Annotated in this window: 18 protein-coding genes; 11 read left to right on the top strand and 7 right to left on the bottom strand. The window is 69.0% G+C overall.

Features of this window, described 5'->3' with window-relative positions; genetic code table 11:
* The first annotated feature begins 51 nt into the window (after window positions 1-51).
* From B7K21_RS02370 to leuA, 6 genes are all read left to right on the top strand, one after another.
* Window positions 52-390 carry a histidine triad nucleotide-binding protein gene (locus B7K21_RS02370; protein WP_084073467.1) on the top strand — a complete coding sequence of 113 codons (339 nt, stop codon included), beginning with the start codon at window positions 52-54 and terminating at the stop codon, window positions 388-390.
* Window positions 375-1,478: a PhoH family protein gene (locus B7K21_RS02365; protein WP_084073464.1), complete on the top strand. Its 1,104-nt coding sequence runs from the start codon at window positions 375-377 to the stop codon at window positions 1,476-1,478. Before B7K21_RS02370 ends, B7K21_RS02365 begins: the two co-directional genes overlap by 16 nt.
* Window positions 1,475-1,930 (top strand): rRNA maturation RNase YbeY, encoded by a 456-nt coding sequence (gene ybeY, locus B7K21_RS02360; RefSeq protein WP_084073462.1) that lies wholly within the window; start codon window positions 1,475-1,477, stop codon window positions 1,928-1,930. Before B7K21_RS02365 ends, ybeY begins: the two co-directional genes overlap by 4 nt.
* 41 nt (window positions 1,931-1,971) lie before the next feature.
* The gene (locus tag B7K21_RS02355) at window positions 1,972-3,294 is read left to right on the top strand and encodes a hemolysin family protein (protein ID WP_084073459.1); all 1,323 of its coding nucleotides are present in this window, start codon (window positions 1,972-1,974) and stop codon (window positions 3,292-3,294) included.
* Window positions 3,278-4,195 carry a GTPase Era gene (era, locus tag B7K21_RS02350; protein ID WP_234989144.1) on the top strand — a complete coding sequence of 306 codons (918 nt, stop codon included), beginning with the start codon at window positions 3,278-3,280 and terminating at the stop codon, window positions 4,193-4,195. Before B7K21_RS02355 ends, era begins: the two co-directional genes overlap by 17 nt.
* Window positions 4,196-4,356: 161 nt before the next feature.
* On the top strand, window positions 4,357-6,126 hold the full coding sequence (gene leuA / locus B7K21_RS02345) for a 2-isopropylmalate synthase (RefSeq protein WP_084073457.1): 1,770 nt from the start codon (window positions 4,357-4,359) through the stop codon (window positions 6,124-6,126).
* Window positions 6,127-6,413: 287 nt separating this feature from the next.
* Here leuA and B7K21_RS02340 read toward each other — a convergent pair whose 3' ends face one another.
* Together B7K21_RS02340 and B7K21_RS02335 are read right to left on the bottom strand one after the other, a co-directional pair.
* Window positions 6,414-7,157, bottom strand: coding sequence for a DUF4386 domain-containing protein (locus B7K21_RS02340; protein WP_084073454.1), 744 nt, complete (start codon window positions 7,155-7,157; stop codon window positions 6,414-6,416).
* Between the two features lie 75 nt (window positions 7,158-7,232).
* Window positions 7,233-8,312 carry an NAD(P)-dependent alcohol dehydrogenase gene (locus tag B7K21_RS02335; RefSeq protein ID WP_200806230.1) on the bottom strand — a complete coding sequence of 360 codons (1,080 nt, stop codon included), beginning with the start codon at window positions 8,310-8,312 and terminating at the stop codon, window positions 7,233-7,235.
* Between the two features lie 185 nt (window positions 8,313-8,497).
* Here B7K21_RS02335 and B7K21_RS12540 point away from each other — a divergent pair, with 185 nt between their 5' ends.
* From B7K21_RS12540 to B7K21_RS02315, 5 genes are all read left to right on the top strand, one after another.
* Entirely contained in the window at window positions 8,498-8,656 is a 159-nt protein-coding gene (locus tag B7K21_RS12540; RefSeq protein ID WP_159448385.1) for a hypothetical protein, read from the top strand.
* 120 nt (window positions 8,657-8,776) lie between these two features.
* The gene (locus B7K21_RS02330) at window positions 8,777-9,445 is read left to right on the top strand and encodes a TetR/AcrR family transcriptional regulator (RefSeq protein WP_084073451.1); all 669 of its coding nucleotides are present in this window, start codon (window positions 8,777-8,779) and stop codon (window positions 9,443-9,445) included.
* Window positions 9,446-9,568: 123 nt separating this feature from the next.
* Window positions 9,569-10,498: a hypothetical protein gene (locus B7K21_RS02325; RefSeq protein ID WP_084073448.1), complete on the top strand. Its 930-nt coding sequence runs from the start codon at window positions 9,569-9,571 to the stop codon at window positions 10,496-10,498.
* 44 nt (window positions 10,499-10,542) lie between these two features.
* On the top strand, window positions 10,543-11,319 hold the full coding sequence (gene recO / locus B7K21_RS02320; protein ID WP_084073446.1) for a DNA repair protein RecO: 777 nt from the start codon (window positions 10,543-10,545) through the stop codon (window positions 11,317-11,319).
* An 11-nt stretch (window positions 11,320-11,330) separates the two neighbouring features.
* Window positions 11,331-12,089 carry an isoprenyl transferase gene (locus B7K21_RS02315; protein ID WP_373994275.1) on the top strand — a complete coding sequence of 253 codons (759 nt, stop codon included), beginning with the start codon at window positions 11,331-11,333 and terminating at the stop codon, window positions 12,087-12,089.
* Here the strand turns inward: B7K21_RS02315 and B7K21_RS02310 are convergent.
* From B7K21_RS02310 to B7K21_RS02290, 5 genes are read right to left on the bottom strand one after another with little or no spacing between them, the layout of a single operon-like run.
* Window positions 12,043-12,555: a DedA family protein gene (locus tag B7K21_RS02310; RefSeq protein WP_084073442.1), complete on the bottom strand. Its 513-nt coding sequence runs from the start codon at window positions 12,553-12,555 to the stop codon at window positions 12,043-12,045. The genes B7K21_RS02315 and B7K21_RS02310 overlap by 47 nt on opposite strands.
* Window positions 12,555-12,968, bottom strand: a complete 414-nt coding sequence (locus B7K21_RS02305; RefSeq protein ID WP_084073439.1) for a Fur family transcriptional regulator — start codon at window positions 12,966-12,968, stop codon at window positions 12,555-12,557. Before B7K21_RS02305 ends, B7K21_RS02310 begins: the two co-directional genes overlap by 1 nt.
* Window positions 12,965-13,804 carry a metal ABC transporter permease gene (locus B7K21_RS02300; protein WP_234989143.1) on the bottom strand — a complete coding sequence of 280 codons (840 nt, stop codon included), beginning with the start codon at window positions 13,802-13,804 and terminating at the stop codon, window positions 12,965-12,967. Before B7K21_RS02300 ends, B7K21_RS02305 begins: the two co-directional genes overlap by 4 nt.
* The gene (locus B7K21_RS02295) at window positions 13,801-14,628 is read right to left on the bottom strand and encodes a metal ABC transporter ATP-binding protein (RefSeq protein WP_084073435.1); all 828 of its coding nucleotides are present in this window, start codon (window positions 14,626-14,628) and stop codon (window positions 13,801-13,803) included. The genes B7K21_RS02300 and B7K21_RS02295 overlap by 4 nt, the downstream gene beginning before the upstream one ends.
* Window positions 14,621-15,583: a metal ABC transporter substrate-binding protein gene (locus B7K21_RS02290; protein ID WP_307155775.1), complete on the bottom strand. Its 963-nt coding sequence runs from the start codon at window positions 15,581-15,583 to the stop codon at window positions 14,621-14,623. The genes B7K21_RS02295 and B7K21_RS02290 overlap by 8 nt, the downstream gene beginning before the upstream one ends.
* Window positions 15,584-15,585: the final 2 nt, after the last annotated feature.

The raw sequence follows: 15,585 nt of genomic DNA, 5'->3' as shown, positions 1-15,585 counted from the left end.
CACGGCGTCGGGCGGGGTCGCGGCGTCGGACCGAACCCGTACGCTGGACCTATGACCGACTGCCTGTTCTGCCGCATCGTCGACGGGGAGATCCCCGCCGACATCGTCGTCGAGTCAGACGACGTGATCGCGTTCCGCGACATCGCACCCAAGGCGCCCGTGCACGTGCTCGTCGTCCCCCGCGCTCACCACGCGAACGTGGCCGAGCTCGCCGATGCGTCTCCTGCGCTGCTCGCCCGCATGGCGCAGGTCGCGCGGGAGGTCGCCGACGCAGAGTGCGGCGGCGAGTTCCGCTGGATCTTCAACACGGGCGCGAGCGCGGGGCAGAGCGTGTTCCACGTGCACGGTCATGTGCTGGGTGGCGGCGAGCTCGGATGGGAGCCTGCGTGACCGCCAGCCGTGAGATTCAGGTCGACGATGCGGCATCGATGCCGGAGCTGCTCGGCGCCGGGGACGGCGTGATCCGCGAGGTCGAGCGTGCCTACCCCAGCGTGGACATCCACGTGCGCGGCAATCGGATCGTGCTCACCGGCGCGGAAGCGGATGTCGCTGCTGCGGCCACGGCAGTGGAAGAGCTCCGCTCGGTGCTCGCAGCAGGAGTGCCGCTGACGCCCGACGTGGCGCGTGAGTCCGTGCGCATGCTGCGGGGTGCGCAGGGCGTGGCGAGCGCTGCGGCAGCCGCGAGTGCGCAGCGGCCCACCTCGGTCCTGTCCCGGTCGATTCTGTCGACCCGTGGACGCACGATCCGCCCCAAGACGCAGGGCCAGGCGGACTACGTGAAGGCGATCGAGGAGCACACCGTCACCTTCGGCATCGGCCCGGCGGGTACCGGCAAGACGTATCTCGCGATGGCGCAGGCGGTGGCCGCGTTGCAGTCCAAGCGGGTCAACCGCATCGTGCTCACGCGCCCCGCAGTCGAGGCGGGGGAACGGCTGGGGTTCCTGCCAGGGTCGCTCTCGGAGAAGATCGACCCCTACCTGCGGCCGCTGTACGACGCGTTGCACGACATGGTCGACCCCGAGTCGATCCCCAAGCTCATGGAGGCCGGCACGATCGAGGTCGCGCCTCTCGCCTACATGCGAGGCCGCACCCTCAACGATGCGTTCGTGATCCTCGACGAGGCGCAGAACACCACGCGCGAGCAGATGAAGATGTTCCTCACGCGGCTGGGCTTCGGCTCCACGATGGTCGTCACGGGCGATGTCACGCAGATCGACCTGCCGGGCGGCACGCATTCGGGTCTCAAGGTCGCCAGCGAGATCCTCGCGGGCGTCGACGACATCGCGTTCTGCAGACTCGGTGCGGACGACGTGGTGCGCCACCGTCTGGTGAGCGACATCATCACCGCGTACGAGCGGCACGAGGCCCCGCACGCGGGTGAAGGCCAGCAGCGGCGCTTCGAGCGCAGGGACAGGCACGACACGCACGGTCGCGAACGGCGCGACCGGCCCGCAGCCCGCAAGGAGGCCGACGAGTGATCGAGGTCAACAACGAGACCGAGGCGGTCATCGACGAGGTCGAGTTCGCCGAGCTCGCGCGCTTCGTGCTGGGCGAGATGCACGTCGCCGAGGGCGCCGAGCTCGCGATCATGTTCGTCGACGAGCCCGCCATGGAGCAGCTCCACATCCAGTGGATGGATGAGCCCGGCCCCACGGACGTGCTGAGCTTCCCCATGGATGAGCTGCGTCCCGGCACCGCCGAGGAGCCGACGCCTGCAGGCCTGCTCGGCGACATCGTTGTATGCCCGTCGGTCGCCGCCGCTCAGGCCGTGAAGGCGGGGCACACCGCGGAAGAGGAGATGCTGCTGCTCACCACCCACGGCATCCTGCACCTGCTCGGCTACGACCACGTCGAGCCGGAGGAGGAGAAGGAGATGTTCGCGCTGCAGCGCCGCCTCCTGCTGACCTTCCTGGCGATGCGTGAGGCCTGACGCGGAGGGCCCGGCAGGGCTCGCCCACTAGCCTGGACGCCATGGATCCGTTCCCGTGGGGCGCCGTCGTCGCGCTCGTGGTCGTCGCCTCCGTCGCGGCGGCCGTGATGCATGCGGTCGTCGCGGCCTTCGAGCAGCTGCCGTACGCACGCGAGCGCGAGATCGAGGGTGCTACCAGGCCAGACGGTCGGCCGACCACCGCCGCGCGGCTCGCAGCCCTACCGGACCATGCCGACAATGCCTCCTCCGTCGTGTACGCGATCATGGAGGCCATCGCGCTGGTCGCGTGGGCCTTCGTGGGCTGGCAGATCGCGGACGGACTCGACTGGGACTGGGGTCCGGTGCTCGCCGCAGCCGCGGGCATCGGTGCGGCGCTGTCACTGCTCGTCGTGCGCGCGCTGCCGCGCGGCATTGCGAAGGCCTACCCCGAGTCCACGCTCCGCGCGCTCGCGCCCGTCGCGTGGGCGCTGATCTGGCTCACCACACCGTTGCGCGCGGTGCTGCCGTCGCTCAGCTACCCGGAGCTGCGCGAGGCCGCAGACCTCGTGGATCAGGCCGAGGACGCGCTCGAGGAGGAGGACGCCGAGCTGCTGCGCTCGGTCGTGTCGCTCGGCGAGACGCTGACTCGCGAGGTGATGGTGCCGCGCACGGACATGATCACGATCCAGGCGGGCGTGCCCGTGCGCAAGGCCATGGTGCTGTTCCTTCGTTCGGGCTACTCACGTGTGCCAGTGATCGGAGACGGCACCGACGACGTGCGTGGCGTCGTCTACCTCAAGGACTGCGTGCGCGACACCTGGGACCGCCCGGAGCGGCTGGACGAGCCGGTTGACGCGCTCATGCGCGAACCCGAGTTCGTCCCCGAGTCCGTGCCGGCCGACGACCTGCTGCGGCGCATGCAGGACGAGGTCTTCCACATGGCGATCGTGGTCGACGAGTTCGGCGGCGTGGCGGGGCTGGTCACGATCGAGGATGCGCTCGAGGAGATCGTCGGCGAGGTCGTCGACGAGCACGACAGGACTGCGCCGGAGGTCGAACGCCTCGGCGACGACGCCTACCGGGTGCCCGCGCGCCTCGCGCTCGACGAGCTCGCCGAGCTCTTCGAGGTCGAGATCGACGACGAGGATGTCGAGACGGCAGCGGGTCTGCTCGCGAAGGCGCTCGGCAAGGTCCCGATCCCCGGATCGCGAGCCGAGGTCCACGGTCTGGTGCTCGTCGCCGAGCGTGCCGAGGGTCGGCGTCGACGGCTGACGACGCTGGTGGTGACGCGCGCTCAGGAGGACGATGAGGCGGAGGCGTCGACCGGTGAGCACCGGACGTCGCGGTCGCGTGGCCGCAGGAAGGCGGATGAGGACGATGAGTGAGACGGCGCAGTTCCGATCGGGCTTCGCGTGCTTCGTGGGAAGGCCCAACGCGGGCAAATCCACGTTGATGAACGCCCTGGTGGGGGAGAAGGTCGCGATCATGTCGTCGCGTCCGCAGACCACGCGGCGTGCGATCCGTGGCATCGTCAGCCGTGACGACGCGCAGCTGGTGATCGTGGACACCCCGGGGCTGCATCGGCCGCGCACGCTGCTCGGGGAGCGCCTCAACGACCTCGTGCGGGAGACGTTCGCCGAGGTCGACGTCATCGGCTTCTGCCTGCCAGCCGACGAGAAGATCGGCCCCGGCGACAAGTGGATCGCGCGCGAGCTGTCCGAGGCGAGGGCGCCCGTCGTGGCGATCGTCACCAAGGTGGACACGGTCTCGCGCGACCGGGTCGCCGAGCACCTGCTCGAGGTGTCGCAGCTCGGTGACTGGGCGGAGGTCGTGCCCGTGTCGTCGGTCAAGGACATCCAGGTGGACGTGCTCACAGACGTGCTCGTCTCGCGTCTGCCCGAAGGCCCTGCGCTGTACCCGTCGGGAGAGGTGACCGATGAGCCGATCGACGTCATGGTCGCCGAGCTCATCCGCGAGGCCGCGCTCGAGGGAGTGAGGGACGAGCTTCCCCACTCGCTTGCGGTGGTCGTGGAGGAGATGGTCGAGCCCGACGACGAGGAGGCGCGTCGCGACATCCTCGAGATCCGGGCGCACGTGTTCGTCGAGCGTGACTCGCAGAAGGGCATCGTCATCGGGCGTGCGGGATCGCGTCTGAAGGAGGTCGGCGCGACGGCCCGCCAAGGCATCGAACGGCTGCTCGGGAGGCGTGTCTACCTGGACCTTCACGTGAAGGTCGCCAAGGAGTGGCAGCGCGATCCCAAGCAGCTGGGCCGCCTGGGCTTCTGAACGAGGGTGGACAGCGCGCGGAACGCGTGCGCTATGGTGAACGCATGCGCGCACGCTCGCTGCTTCTTAGCTGCCGCGACGAGGCCTAGAACAGGCTGGCTCCTCGTCGCGGCGCTTGGTGTGCCGGCCCACGGACGAGTCGAACCCCTGAGAGAAGCATCATGAGCAGCGAGAGCACCACCCCCACGAACGCGACGCACTACACCGGCGGCGAGCAGAGGCCTTCGGCCATGCCGATCCACAAGTACGTGCCCTTCCACGAGCAGATTCGCGTGGACCTCCCTGACCGCACCTGGCCGTCGAAGATCATCGACAAGGCACCCCGCTGGTGCGCGGTGGACCTGCGCGACGGCAACCAGGCGCTCATCGAGCCTATGAACGCCGAGCGCAAGATGCGCATGTTCGACCTGCTGGTGCGGATGGGCTACAAGGAGATCGAGGTCGGTTTCCCCTCCGCCAGCCAGACGGACTTCGACTTTGTCCGCGCGCTGATCGATGAGGACCGCATCCCCGACGACGTCACGATTCAGGTACTGACGCAGGCGCGTGAGCACCTGATCGAGCGCACCTACGAGTCCATCCGAGGCGCCAAGCAGGCGATCGTCCACCTGTACAACTCGACCTCGGTTCTGCAGCGCGAGGTCGTGTTCCGCGCGAACGAGGACGAGATCGTCGACATCGCCACGCACGGAGCGATGCTGTGCCAGAAGTTCGAGGAGCAGATCCCTGAGACGAAGGTGTTCTACGAGTACAGCCCCGAGTCGTATACGGGGACCGAGCTCGAGTATGCCGTCCGCGTGTGCAATGCGGTCCTCGACGTCTGGAAGCCCACTCCTGACCGCAAGGTGATCGTCAACCTGCCGGCGACGGTGGAGATGGCGACGCCGAACGTCTACGCGGACTCGATCGAGTGGATGAACCGTCACCTCGACTACCGCGACTCCGTGGTGCTGAGCCTGCACCCGCACAACGACCGCGGCACTGCGATCGCGGCGGCCGAGCTGGGCTACATGGCAGGCGCCGACCGCATCGAGGGCTGCCTGTTCGGCAACGGCGAGCGCACGGGCAACGTGGACCTGGTGACTCTGGGCATGAACCTGTTCAGCCAGGGCATCGACCCTCAGATCGACTTCTCCGACATCGACGAGGTGCGTCGCACGGTCGAGTACTGCAACCAGATCGACGTGCATCCGCGTCACCCCTGGGGTGGCGACCTGGTCTTCACCGCGTTCTCGGGCTCGCACCAGGACGCGATCAAGAAGGGATTCGAGCACATGCAGGCCCGCGCGGACCGCGACGGCGTCACCGTGGACGACATCGTGTGGGGCGTGCCCTATCTGCCGATCGATCCCAAGGACGTGGGCCGCAGCTACGAGGCGGTCATCCGCGTCAACTCGCAGTCGGGCAAGGGCGGTGTCGCGTATCTGCTCAAGTCGGAGCGCCATCTCGACCTTCCCCGCCGCCTGCAGATCGAGTTCTCACGCGTCGTCCAGCAGCACGCCGATGCGACGGGCGTCGAGATGACGGCCGATGCGCTGTGGCGGATCTTCGAGGACGAGTACCTGCCCGCGACGGATCCCGGCAAGCAGTGGGGAAGGTTCGCGCTCCAGGGGACGCGGACCACCTCGTCCGACGCCGGTCCCGACACTCTCGCGGCAGACGTGACCGATGCGGGCGTTCCGGTGACCATCGAGGGCTCGGGAGGTGGCCCGGTCGAGGCATTCGTCGCCGCGCTCGGCACGCGCGGCGTGAAGGTGGACGTGCTCGACTACGCGGAGCACGCGATGACTGCGGGCGGAGACGCGCGTGCCGCCGCGTACGTCGAATGCCAGATCGGCGACGAGATCTTCTGGGGAGTCGGCATCGACCCCTCCATCACGACGGCCACGCTCAAGGCCATCATCTCCGCGGTGAACCGCCAGGCTCGGTGACACCGCGGCGTCCCCAGGACGCTGAGCGCGCTCCCGTCGACCACGGGCACGTGCGTTCCCCGGGGACCGGACGCGCCGGGCGAGCCGTCGACCACGGCAGACCCGGCGCGTCCGCACACTCGCCGCGGGTGTGGCACCCGCGGCTGGGGCGCGGTGGCATCGCATGAGTGCTGAGAATGTCTCCGGAACCGGCACTGATGCGATGCCAGGACGCGCGCGAACGCCCCGCCGGTCCTCGAAGTGGACCGACGGGGCGTTGTCGTCGCGGGCGTGCCGCCTGCAGCGGATCAGACCGCGACGAGCTCCGGCTCCTTGCCGGGGAGGGTGGCCACCGTCCGCGGTGCGCGGACCAGGAGCCAGACCGTGAACCACACCTCGGTCACGATCGACGCGGTCGCGACGACCGCGAGGAACGCGCCGCTGAAGTCGGCGTAGTTCGCCATCAGGAGGTGGGCGAAGGTGTCGGCGACGTAGGTGCCGCCCGCGATCCTCAGACCGTAGCCCAGGGCGCGGGGGCCGATGCGGGAGGCGACGAGGATGCGGCCGAGCGCGATCAGGTGCAGCCCGAAGGCCACCAGGGACAGCAGCCACGTGATGTCGAAAGCCTCCATGGCGAGGCCAGTCCACGCCTCGCGCTCGGCCTCTCCGAGTCCGGCGACCACGTCGCCGCCCACGGCGAGCTGGAGCGCGAGGTACATGAACGCGATCGCGGGGATGAAGGCGATCGTGTAGGCCAGGCGCAGCCACGCCGCGAGCAGCGAACGTCGCTCTCCGGTGTGGCGGAGGAGCACGTGCAGCGCCCACGCGATCCCGATATCGAGCATGGCGATCAGCGCGAAGCCCGCGATGCCGAGGCGGAACGTGGTGGCGTTCTCGGCGATGTTGCTCATGGTGGCGGCCGGGTCGTCGGGGATGACGAGCTGGTTGCGCACCAGGAAGTTGGCGCCCATGGCGAGCACGACGATGGCGATGTAGCCGATGCCTGCGAGTCGCGCGGCGGCGGCGGTGGTGAGTTCATTGCGAGTGGTCATGACAGGTTCTCCGATGGATTCGAGGTGGTGACAGGCAAGGGTGTGGTGGTGGTCGGGGAGTTGAGGCGGGGGCGCTCAGCTGGCGTCGCGGACGGTAACGACGGCCTTGCCTGCGATGCGGCCGTCGGCCAGATCGGTCACCGCGTAGGACGCGCGGTCGAGCGGGTAGGTGCGGTCGACCGCGGCGCGTACGGAGCCGGCCTCAACGAGCTCTCGGACGCGCTCCAGGCGGTCGGACGAGGTGGCCGACATGAGCCCCATGAGGCGCTGCGACGTGAACGTCGACACGAGCGGGGCGACGAGCGCACGGCCGGATCCGCCAAGCACGGAGTCGCCACCCTCGCCCCCGACGATCACGAGTGTGCCTGTGGGGGAGAGGATGCGACGCAGTCGGCGCAGCGGCGTCAGGCCGCCGGTGTCGAGGATGACGTCGAACGTCTCGTCGAGCGCGGTGACATCCGCCGTGCGGTAGTCGAGCACGCGCTCAGCACCCAGCTCGCGCACGAGCTCGGACTTTGCGGCGGACGCGACCCCGGTGACGTGAGCGCCGGCGGCGACGGCCATCTGGACCGCGAACGAGCCGACGCCTCCCGACGCGCCGATCACGAGCACACGCTGACCGGCCTTGACCTGGGCTGAGCTCTCGACCGCTATCAGGGCGGTGACGGCGGAGACGGGCATCGCGCTCGCGTCGATCATCGAGGTGCCGGCCGGCTTCTTGGCGAGTCGGCTCTCCTTGGCGACTGCGAACTGCGCGAACGAGCCGTCGGCGCTGCCGAAGACCTGGTCGCCCACCTCGAGGCGGGTGACTGCGGATCCGACGGCTGCGACGACGCCGGCCACGTCGGTGCCCTGCACGGGCTGCTTGGGGCGACGCAGTCCGAAGCCGATGGCGCGCATGACCAGCGGACGGCCGGTCGCGAGGTGCCACACGCCGCGGTCGACGCCCGCGGCGTGAACCTCGACGAGCACCTCGTCGTCGGCCGGCTGAGGCACCGGAACGGCGTCGACGCGAATCTGCTCGGGTCCGGCGTAGCGGCGCTGGACGGCGGCGCTCATCGTGGAGGCCGGCCCAGTGTCCGAGGTGCCGTCCGTCGCGGAGGCGGCAGCGGCGATGGAGGCCGCCGAGGCGGCAGCGGTGGTGCTGGCGTTCATGATTCCCTCCCCGGGATCTGGTGTGTTCGTACTAAGTACGCTTGCCACCGAGAACGCTAGACGTACTTAGTACGAACGTCAAGCGAGTCGGCGGGAGTCGTGTATTTACCAGCCTTGTTGCGAGCGTACTAAGTACGCTCTACGGTAGTTGCCGTACAAAGTACGAACCTCGTAAGGAGAACATCATGTCCGGCACGTCATCCCCGGCCGCCGTCACCGACCAGAAGAAGGAGTACCCGTGGTATGCGATCCCCGCGATCCTGTCCATGCTGATGCTCAGCTCCGGTGGGATGGTCTTCCTGCTCGGCTATGGCATCGCCGCGATGTCGTCGGCGGCGTACTGACGTGTACGTCCCAGGGGAGTGGCCGCCACTCGACACGCATGTGCCAGGCGGCGGCCATGCCCCCTCGATCTGTGACACTTGAGCAGGCCCATCCGCCCACGATCCATCGAAGGAGTCGTCATGCCCGCCTCGTCCGCCCCCCGCGCGAAGCTCTCCAAGGAGCGCATCGTTGATGCGGCGATGGAGCTTGCGGACCGGCACGGAGTCGAGGCGCTCACGATCCGCGCACTCGCGGCCGAGCTCGGCAGCAAGCCCATGACTCTCTACACCCACGTCGACGGTAAGGAGACGCTGCTCGACCTGATGGTGGAGCGGGTCTTCTCAGAGATCGATCTGCCTCCGGAGGGCCTCGAGTGGCGCGAGGCCATCCGCACTCGCTGCCGCTCCGCACGCGTGGTGCTGGTGCGTCATCCGTGGGCTGTGCCACTTCTCGAGTCGAGGAGGTCACCGGGGCCCGAGCTGCTCCGGCATCATGAGGCGATGCTCGCCACCCTGGAGCGCGGCGGCCTGTCATTGCCCCTCATGGCGCACGGCTACGCGATCCTGGACAGTTTCGTGTACGGCTTCGCGATCGAGGAGGCCAATCTGCCCGATCTTGGAGGCGATGGACTCTCAGAGGCGGCTGCCGACATTGCGCAGGCCTTCATGACGGGGGAGTATCCGCAGCTGACGCGGCTCGCGATGGAGCATGTCGCGCAGCCCGACTACTCGTTCGGAGCGTCGTTCGACGTGGGTCTCGACATGATCCTCGCCGGGCTCGAAGACGCTGTCGCTCCATCCCCGGAGTAGCCGGCGCAGTGGTCTTGCCGCGAGGCTCCTTTCGGCGCGTCGCGGTCGTGTGGGCCTCGTTGGCTCTACATTCTCCTCAGCATCGAGAGTCGTGACTCGATCATGAAATGAGCTGGGGAAGCCATGGGGTTCAGGTTCAGCCGGAGCAACACTGTGACGTGGGTCGGCACTGCGATGATGATCGTCGGAGGGATGGCGCTCTTCCGGCGCGGACTGGGCGCGGTCATCGATCCCGTCGAGGGGGTCGAGGACACCACGCTCACGCAGGATCTGCAGACCGTCCCCGTATGGGTGTTCCTCGTGGTGATTGCCGTGGGGCTGGCCCTCGCGATCGTCGGTGGCGTGATGCAGGGTGCGTCGCAGGCTGTGCATGACGCGAACTTCGAGGACTATGCCGAAGGGCATGGGTGGACGCTCTTTCAGGCGCCTCGGTGGGTCTGGGAGGCTCGTACCTTCCCGCTCGACGGAAGCAAGCAACTGGACGCCGGTATTGCATTCGTCGGCGGCTTCCGGGGCCACTGGGCGACGGTCCTTATGGTCGACAACGTCGGCGGGCCTCAGGGGACCGAGTCGCTCGGCACGTATCAGATCATCGGCCTGCCGTTCAACGATGACATGCCGCGAGTGCACCTTATGCCTCGCGACACCGTGGAGCAGAGCCGCGAGATGGCCGGCGGGAGTCGGATCGACTTCGAGTCTGCCGAATTCAATGCGGCGTGGCGCGTGCGTGGCGACGATGCACGGCGAGTCCACGACATCCTGCACGCGCGAACCCTTGAGCGACTGCAGAGGCCCGATGCAGTGGGTGTGCCCATCGTCATCGACGGTGGCGCGATCTGGACCTGGCGTGCCGAGCCTGTCTACGGCGAGGACTTCGAGACGGTGCTGGGAGTTCTCCACGATGTCGCCACGGGGATCCCCGCGTACCTCTACCAGGACCTCAACGTCGAGCTGCTCCAGAAGAAGAGTGACGACCTGCACGCGGACTGGGTGATGTCCCGTCGCGCGTCCGGGATTCCGCAGAAGGACGCGGACGACGCGCTCGAAGCGTAGGCCCGCGTCCCCGAGTTGCCGGCCCCGCGGGGGAGAATAGGCGGGTGCCCCTGTACCGTGACGACGCCATCGTGCTCCGCACCCACAAGCTGGGTGAAGCCGATCGCATCGTCACGCTGCTGACCCGGAACCACGGCAAGGTGCGCGCGGTCGCCAAGGGCGTGAGGCGCACCTCGAGCCGGTTGGGTGCGCGCGTCGAGCCGTTCATGCTCGCGGACATCCAGTTCTACGAGGGGCGCAACCTGGACATCATCAGCCAGGTCGAGACGCGCGAGCCGTATGCGCGCCGCATCGCCGAGGACTACGGGATGTACACCGCAGCAACGGCCATGGTCGAGACCGCAGACAAGCTCGTCGATCACGAGAAGGAACCGGCGTACCAGCAGTATCGGCTCCTGCATGGCGCACTCGGGGCGCTCAGCCGACGCGAGCATGCCGCGGGTCTGATGCTCGATTCGTTCCTGCTCCGGTCGCTGGCGATCGCGGGCTACGCGCCGAGCTTCGACGAGTGCGCGGTGTGCGGTGCGCCGGGGCCGCATCGGGCCTTCGCCATCGCCGAGGGTGGCGCCGTCTGCGAGGCGTGCCGGCCTCCGGGGGCTGCGGCTCCCGCTCCGGAGACCTTCGCGCTCCTGAGCGCGCTTCTGATGGGCGACTGGGCGGTGGCGGATGCGTCCGAGGAGCGGCATCGCCGCGACGCGGCGGGTCTGATCGCGGCGTATGCCCAGTATCACCTCGAGCGCAAGGTGCGTTCGCTCGGGCTGGTCGACCGGTCGCGCTCCGACGCCCCGGATCAGACTGGCCCCAGCGTCGGGCGCAAGTAGGCTTGGGCTCCGTGACTCCCGCGAAGCCGTTCCCGCACGCAGGTGGTGCGACGCCTCCCGACATCCCACGGGAGGCGGTGCCCAGGCACGTCGCCGTCGTCATGGACGGCAACGGCCGCTGGGCCAAAGAGCGCGGGCTGCCGCGCACCGAGGGTCACGCCAGGGGAGAGGCCTCCCTGCTGGATGTGGTGGCCGGCGCGATCGAAATCGGCGTCGAGCACATCTCCGCCTATGCCTTCAGCACTGAGAACTGGAAGCGCAGCCCCGAAGAGGTGCGCTTCCTCATGGGATTCAACCGCGACGTCATACGCCGCCGCCGGGATGAGATGCACTCGTGGGGAGTGAAGGTGCGCTGGGCAGGGCGTCGGCCGCGCCTGTGGAAGTCCGTGATCACCGAGCTCGAGAAGGCCGAGGAGCTCACGAAGGACAACACCGTCCTCACCTTGACGATGTGCGTCAACTACGGGGGCAGGGCGGAGATCGCCGACGCCGCCAAGGAGATCGCGCGCAAGGTCGCGTCGGGCGAGCTGAACCCCGAGAAGATCACGGAGGCGACGCTCGCCGCTCACCTGGATGAGCCGGACATGCCTGATGTGGACCTCTTCTGGCGCAGCAGCGGCGAGCAGCGCTCAAGCAACTTCCTGCCGTGGCAGGCCGCGTACGCCGAGTACGTGTTCTCGGATGTGCTGTGGCCCGATGTGGACCGCACGCACCTGTGGGCGGCTATCGAGGAGTACGCGCGTCGGAACCGGCGCTTCGGCGCAGCCTAGTGAGGCCCCACGCGAGGGCGACCACTCCCACGAGGACGCCGATGCCCAGCCATGGCGAGCGGCCGAAGGCATCGATCAGGCTCAGGCCCAGCAGCGAGTAGATCGTCGCCCAGGCGACGCACCCAGGGATCATCGCCGCGGTGTAGAGGTCCCATCGCATGCGGGTGTAACCAGCGGCGGCGTTGACCATCGTCTGGAAGCCGATGGTCAGGAACGACAGGGGGACCCCGACGAAGCCCCAACGGTCCAGGAAGTCCTGCGCGCGGTCCCACGACGGACCCGAGAGTCGCCGAGCGAAGCGCGCGCGGCGACGTTCCTCGTCGCCGTGGGACGCGGACTCGGCTCCCGAGCGCACCCAGCGCCCCACCCAATAGGTGCCCTGTGCTCGCAGCAGCACGACGCAGAAGAGGAAGGCGAACAGTCCCAGCCACGGCCCCTCCGAGATGAAGGAGGGCACTCCTGCCATCAGTGGCCCTTCGCGGCGCACTCGGCGCACACGCCCGTGAGCTCGACGGTGTGGTCGATGCGCGCGTACCCGTGCTGCGCGCCGACCCTCTCGGCGAAGGCCTCGAAGTCCGGGATATCGATGTCCTCGGCCCTCCCGCAGACGCGGCAGCGCAGGTGGTGGTGATGGACCTCGGGCGTCTCGCAGCGTCGGTAGAGCGTCTCGCCGGCGTCGGTGACGACGGTGTCGACGTCGCCTGCCTCGGCCAAGGACTGCAGGGTGCGGTACACGGTCGCGAGGCCGATCGAGGAGCCGTCGTGCTTGAGGTGGTCGTGCCAGTCCTGAGCCGAGCGGAAGTCGCCTGCGGCGAGCGCCTCGAGGACGGCGGTCCGCTGCTTGGTCATGCGGGGGCGCGGCTGGACGTCGTCGGTCATCGTCGGATTCTCTCACTCATCGCGGTGGCGCCGGCGACGAGGACGTAGGCGAGCACGCCGAGCACGACGATCAGCGCGCCGGGCTGCATGTCGTAGAACACGGTGATCCAGATGCCCGTCAGGGTGAGCGTCGCGCCGATGCCCATGGCGAGGGCCATCACACGCGAGAAGGACCGCGTGAGCAGCTGTGCGATCGCGACCGGCACGATCATGAGTGCGCTCACGAGCAGGACGCCCACGACACGCATCGCGACGGTGATGGTGATCGCGGCGAGGATCGCGACGACCATGTTCAGCACCTCGACGGGAAGCCCGGTCGAGCGTGCGAACTCCTGGTCGTGGGTCACGGCGAACAGCGCGCTGCGCAGGCCCACGCCGATGAGCAGGATCAGCGCGGCGAGGCCGACGCTCATCCAGACGTCGCCCCAGGTGACGGTCGAGATCGAGCCGAAGAGGTAGCCCATGAGGTTGGCGTTGGATCCGCCGGCGAGTCCGATGAGCAGGACGCCGCTCGCGATGCCGCCGTAGAAGAGGATCGCCATCACGACGTCGGCGCCGGTGCCGCGCGAACGCATGCGCTCGATCAGGATCGCGCCCGTGATCGCGAAGATGACGGCGCCGGGAATGGCCCAGGCGTCCTGGTCGGCCAGCCCCGCAGCTGAGCCCGCCAGCCAGCCGGCGGCGACTCCCGCGAGAGCCACGTGGCCGATGCCGTCTCCGAGAAGCGCCATGCGCCGCTGGACGAGGTAGGTGCCCATGACGGGCGCGGCCGATCCGACGAGCAGGCCGACCAGGAGCATCCGCTGGATCAACGGCTCCGAGAGCAGTGCGATCATGGCCCCTCCCATGCGATCGTCGGCTCGTCCTCGTCGTGCGGTCCGGCATGAGGGTGCTCGTGGTCGTGGCCGGGCAGGGCGTGCACGCCGAGGTCCTGCGGGGGCGGGCCGTCGTAGGTGACGCAGCCGCGCTCGAGCACGACGGCGCGGTCGATGTGCCGGGCGAGGGGCCCGAGCTCGTGCAGCACGATCACCATCCCCACGCCGTGCTCCTTGAGGTGTCCGAGCGTGTGCGCGAAGTGCACTTGGGAGTCGAGGTCCACGCCCGCCATGGGCTCGTCGAGCACGAGCAGGAGCGGGTCGCGCACCAAGGCGCGCGCGATGAGCACCCGCTGCTGCTGGCCCCCGGACAGGCGGCTGCAGTCACGGCCAGCGAGATCCTCGATGCCCACCGAGGCGAGCGCGGCTCGGGCGCGCTCGCGCGCGTCGTGCGGCGGCAGGATTCCCGCGAGACGCGACAGCGGTCCACGTCGCTCGCCGCGGCTGCCGAGGAGTCCCGAGACGACGACCTCCTGCGCGGTCGCGGAGACGCCGCCCGCCGCGGTGAGGCGCTGGGGGACGTAGCCGAGCTGGGCCCTTGACTCTGGTGATGCCGGCGTGCCGAACAGGGCGATGCTGCCGCTCGAGAGAGGCAGTGCGCCCACGACCGTGCGCACGAAGGTCGACTTTCCGGAGCCGTTGCCTCCCATGAGCGCCACGACCTCGCCCGGCTTCGCGGTCAGCGAGACGCCATGCAGGATCTCGGTGCCTTGCAGGGAGACGCGGACGTCCCGCGCCTCGACGAGCGAGGGCGGGACGGCGCGGTCTTCGGTGGGATCAGGCACAGCCGAGGGCCGCCTGCAGCGCAGCGAGGTTCCTGGTCATGACATCAATGTAGTCGTCACCGTCGGTGACGTTCTCGACCGGGTCGAGCACGGCGGTCTCGACGCCCACGTCGGCCGCGAGCGCCTCGGCCACCGAAGTCGAGACGATCGACTCGGTGAAGATGGTGGTCACGCCGGTCTCGGCGATGATGTCCTGGATCTCGAGCAGTCGTGCGGGCGACGGCTCGGTGTCCGGGTCGAGTCCCGCGAGCCCCTCCTGATGCAGTCCGTAGGCCTCGGTGAGGTAGCCGAACGCTTCGTGGCTCACGACGATCGTGTCCCGCTCGCACTGCGCGAGGCCGGTGGCGAAGGACTCGTCGAGGGCCTCGAGTTCGCCCACGAGGGCGTCGGCGTTCGCGGAGTAGGTGGCCGCGTTGTCAGGGTCCGCTTCGCCGAAGGACTCGGCAACGGACCCCGCGAGCTCGGCCAGCAGGTGCGGGTCGAGCCAGAAGTGCGGGTCCGAGTCGCCGTGGTCGTGCTCGTCTGCGTGATCCTCGCCCTCGTGGTCGTGGTCGTGGTCGTCCTCGTCGCCCTCAGCGTGCTCCTCGGCCTCGTGAAGCGCGATGACGCTCGCGGCGTCGAGCGAGGCGATGCCGGTCGTGGAGATCGCGTCGTCGACGGCGGGCTGGAAGTCGGACAGGTATAGCGCGAGGTCGGCGGTGCCGAGCTCGCGCACGGTGGCGGGGGAGAGCTCGACGTCGTGGGCTTCGACACCTGGCGGCGTGAGGGAGATGAGCGAGACGTCGTCGCCGCCGACGCGCTCGGCGACGAACTGGAGCGGGTAGAACGCGGCGGCGACGGTGAGGGCCGGGTCCCCGATGGCGCCGTCATCCGAGGTCGATGACGAGCAGGCCGTGAGGAGCAGTGCGGCGGAGGCTGCGGCGGCGATGCCGACGCGGGGAGTGGTGATCTTCATGT

This window comes from Demequina sp. NBRC 110052, from assembly GCF_002090075.1.
In the GTDB taxonomy this organism is placed as follows: domain Bacteria; phylum Actinomycetota; class Actinomycetes; order Actinomycetales; family Demequinaceae; genus Demequina.
The sequence above is the reverse complement of the archived record's forward strand: the minus strand, read 5'-3'. Positions and strand labels throughout refer to the sequence as shown.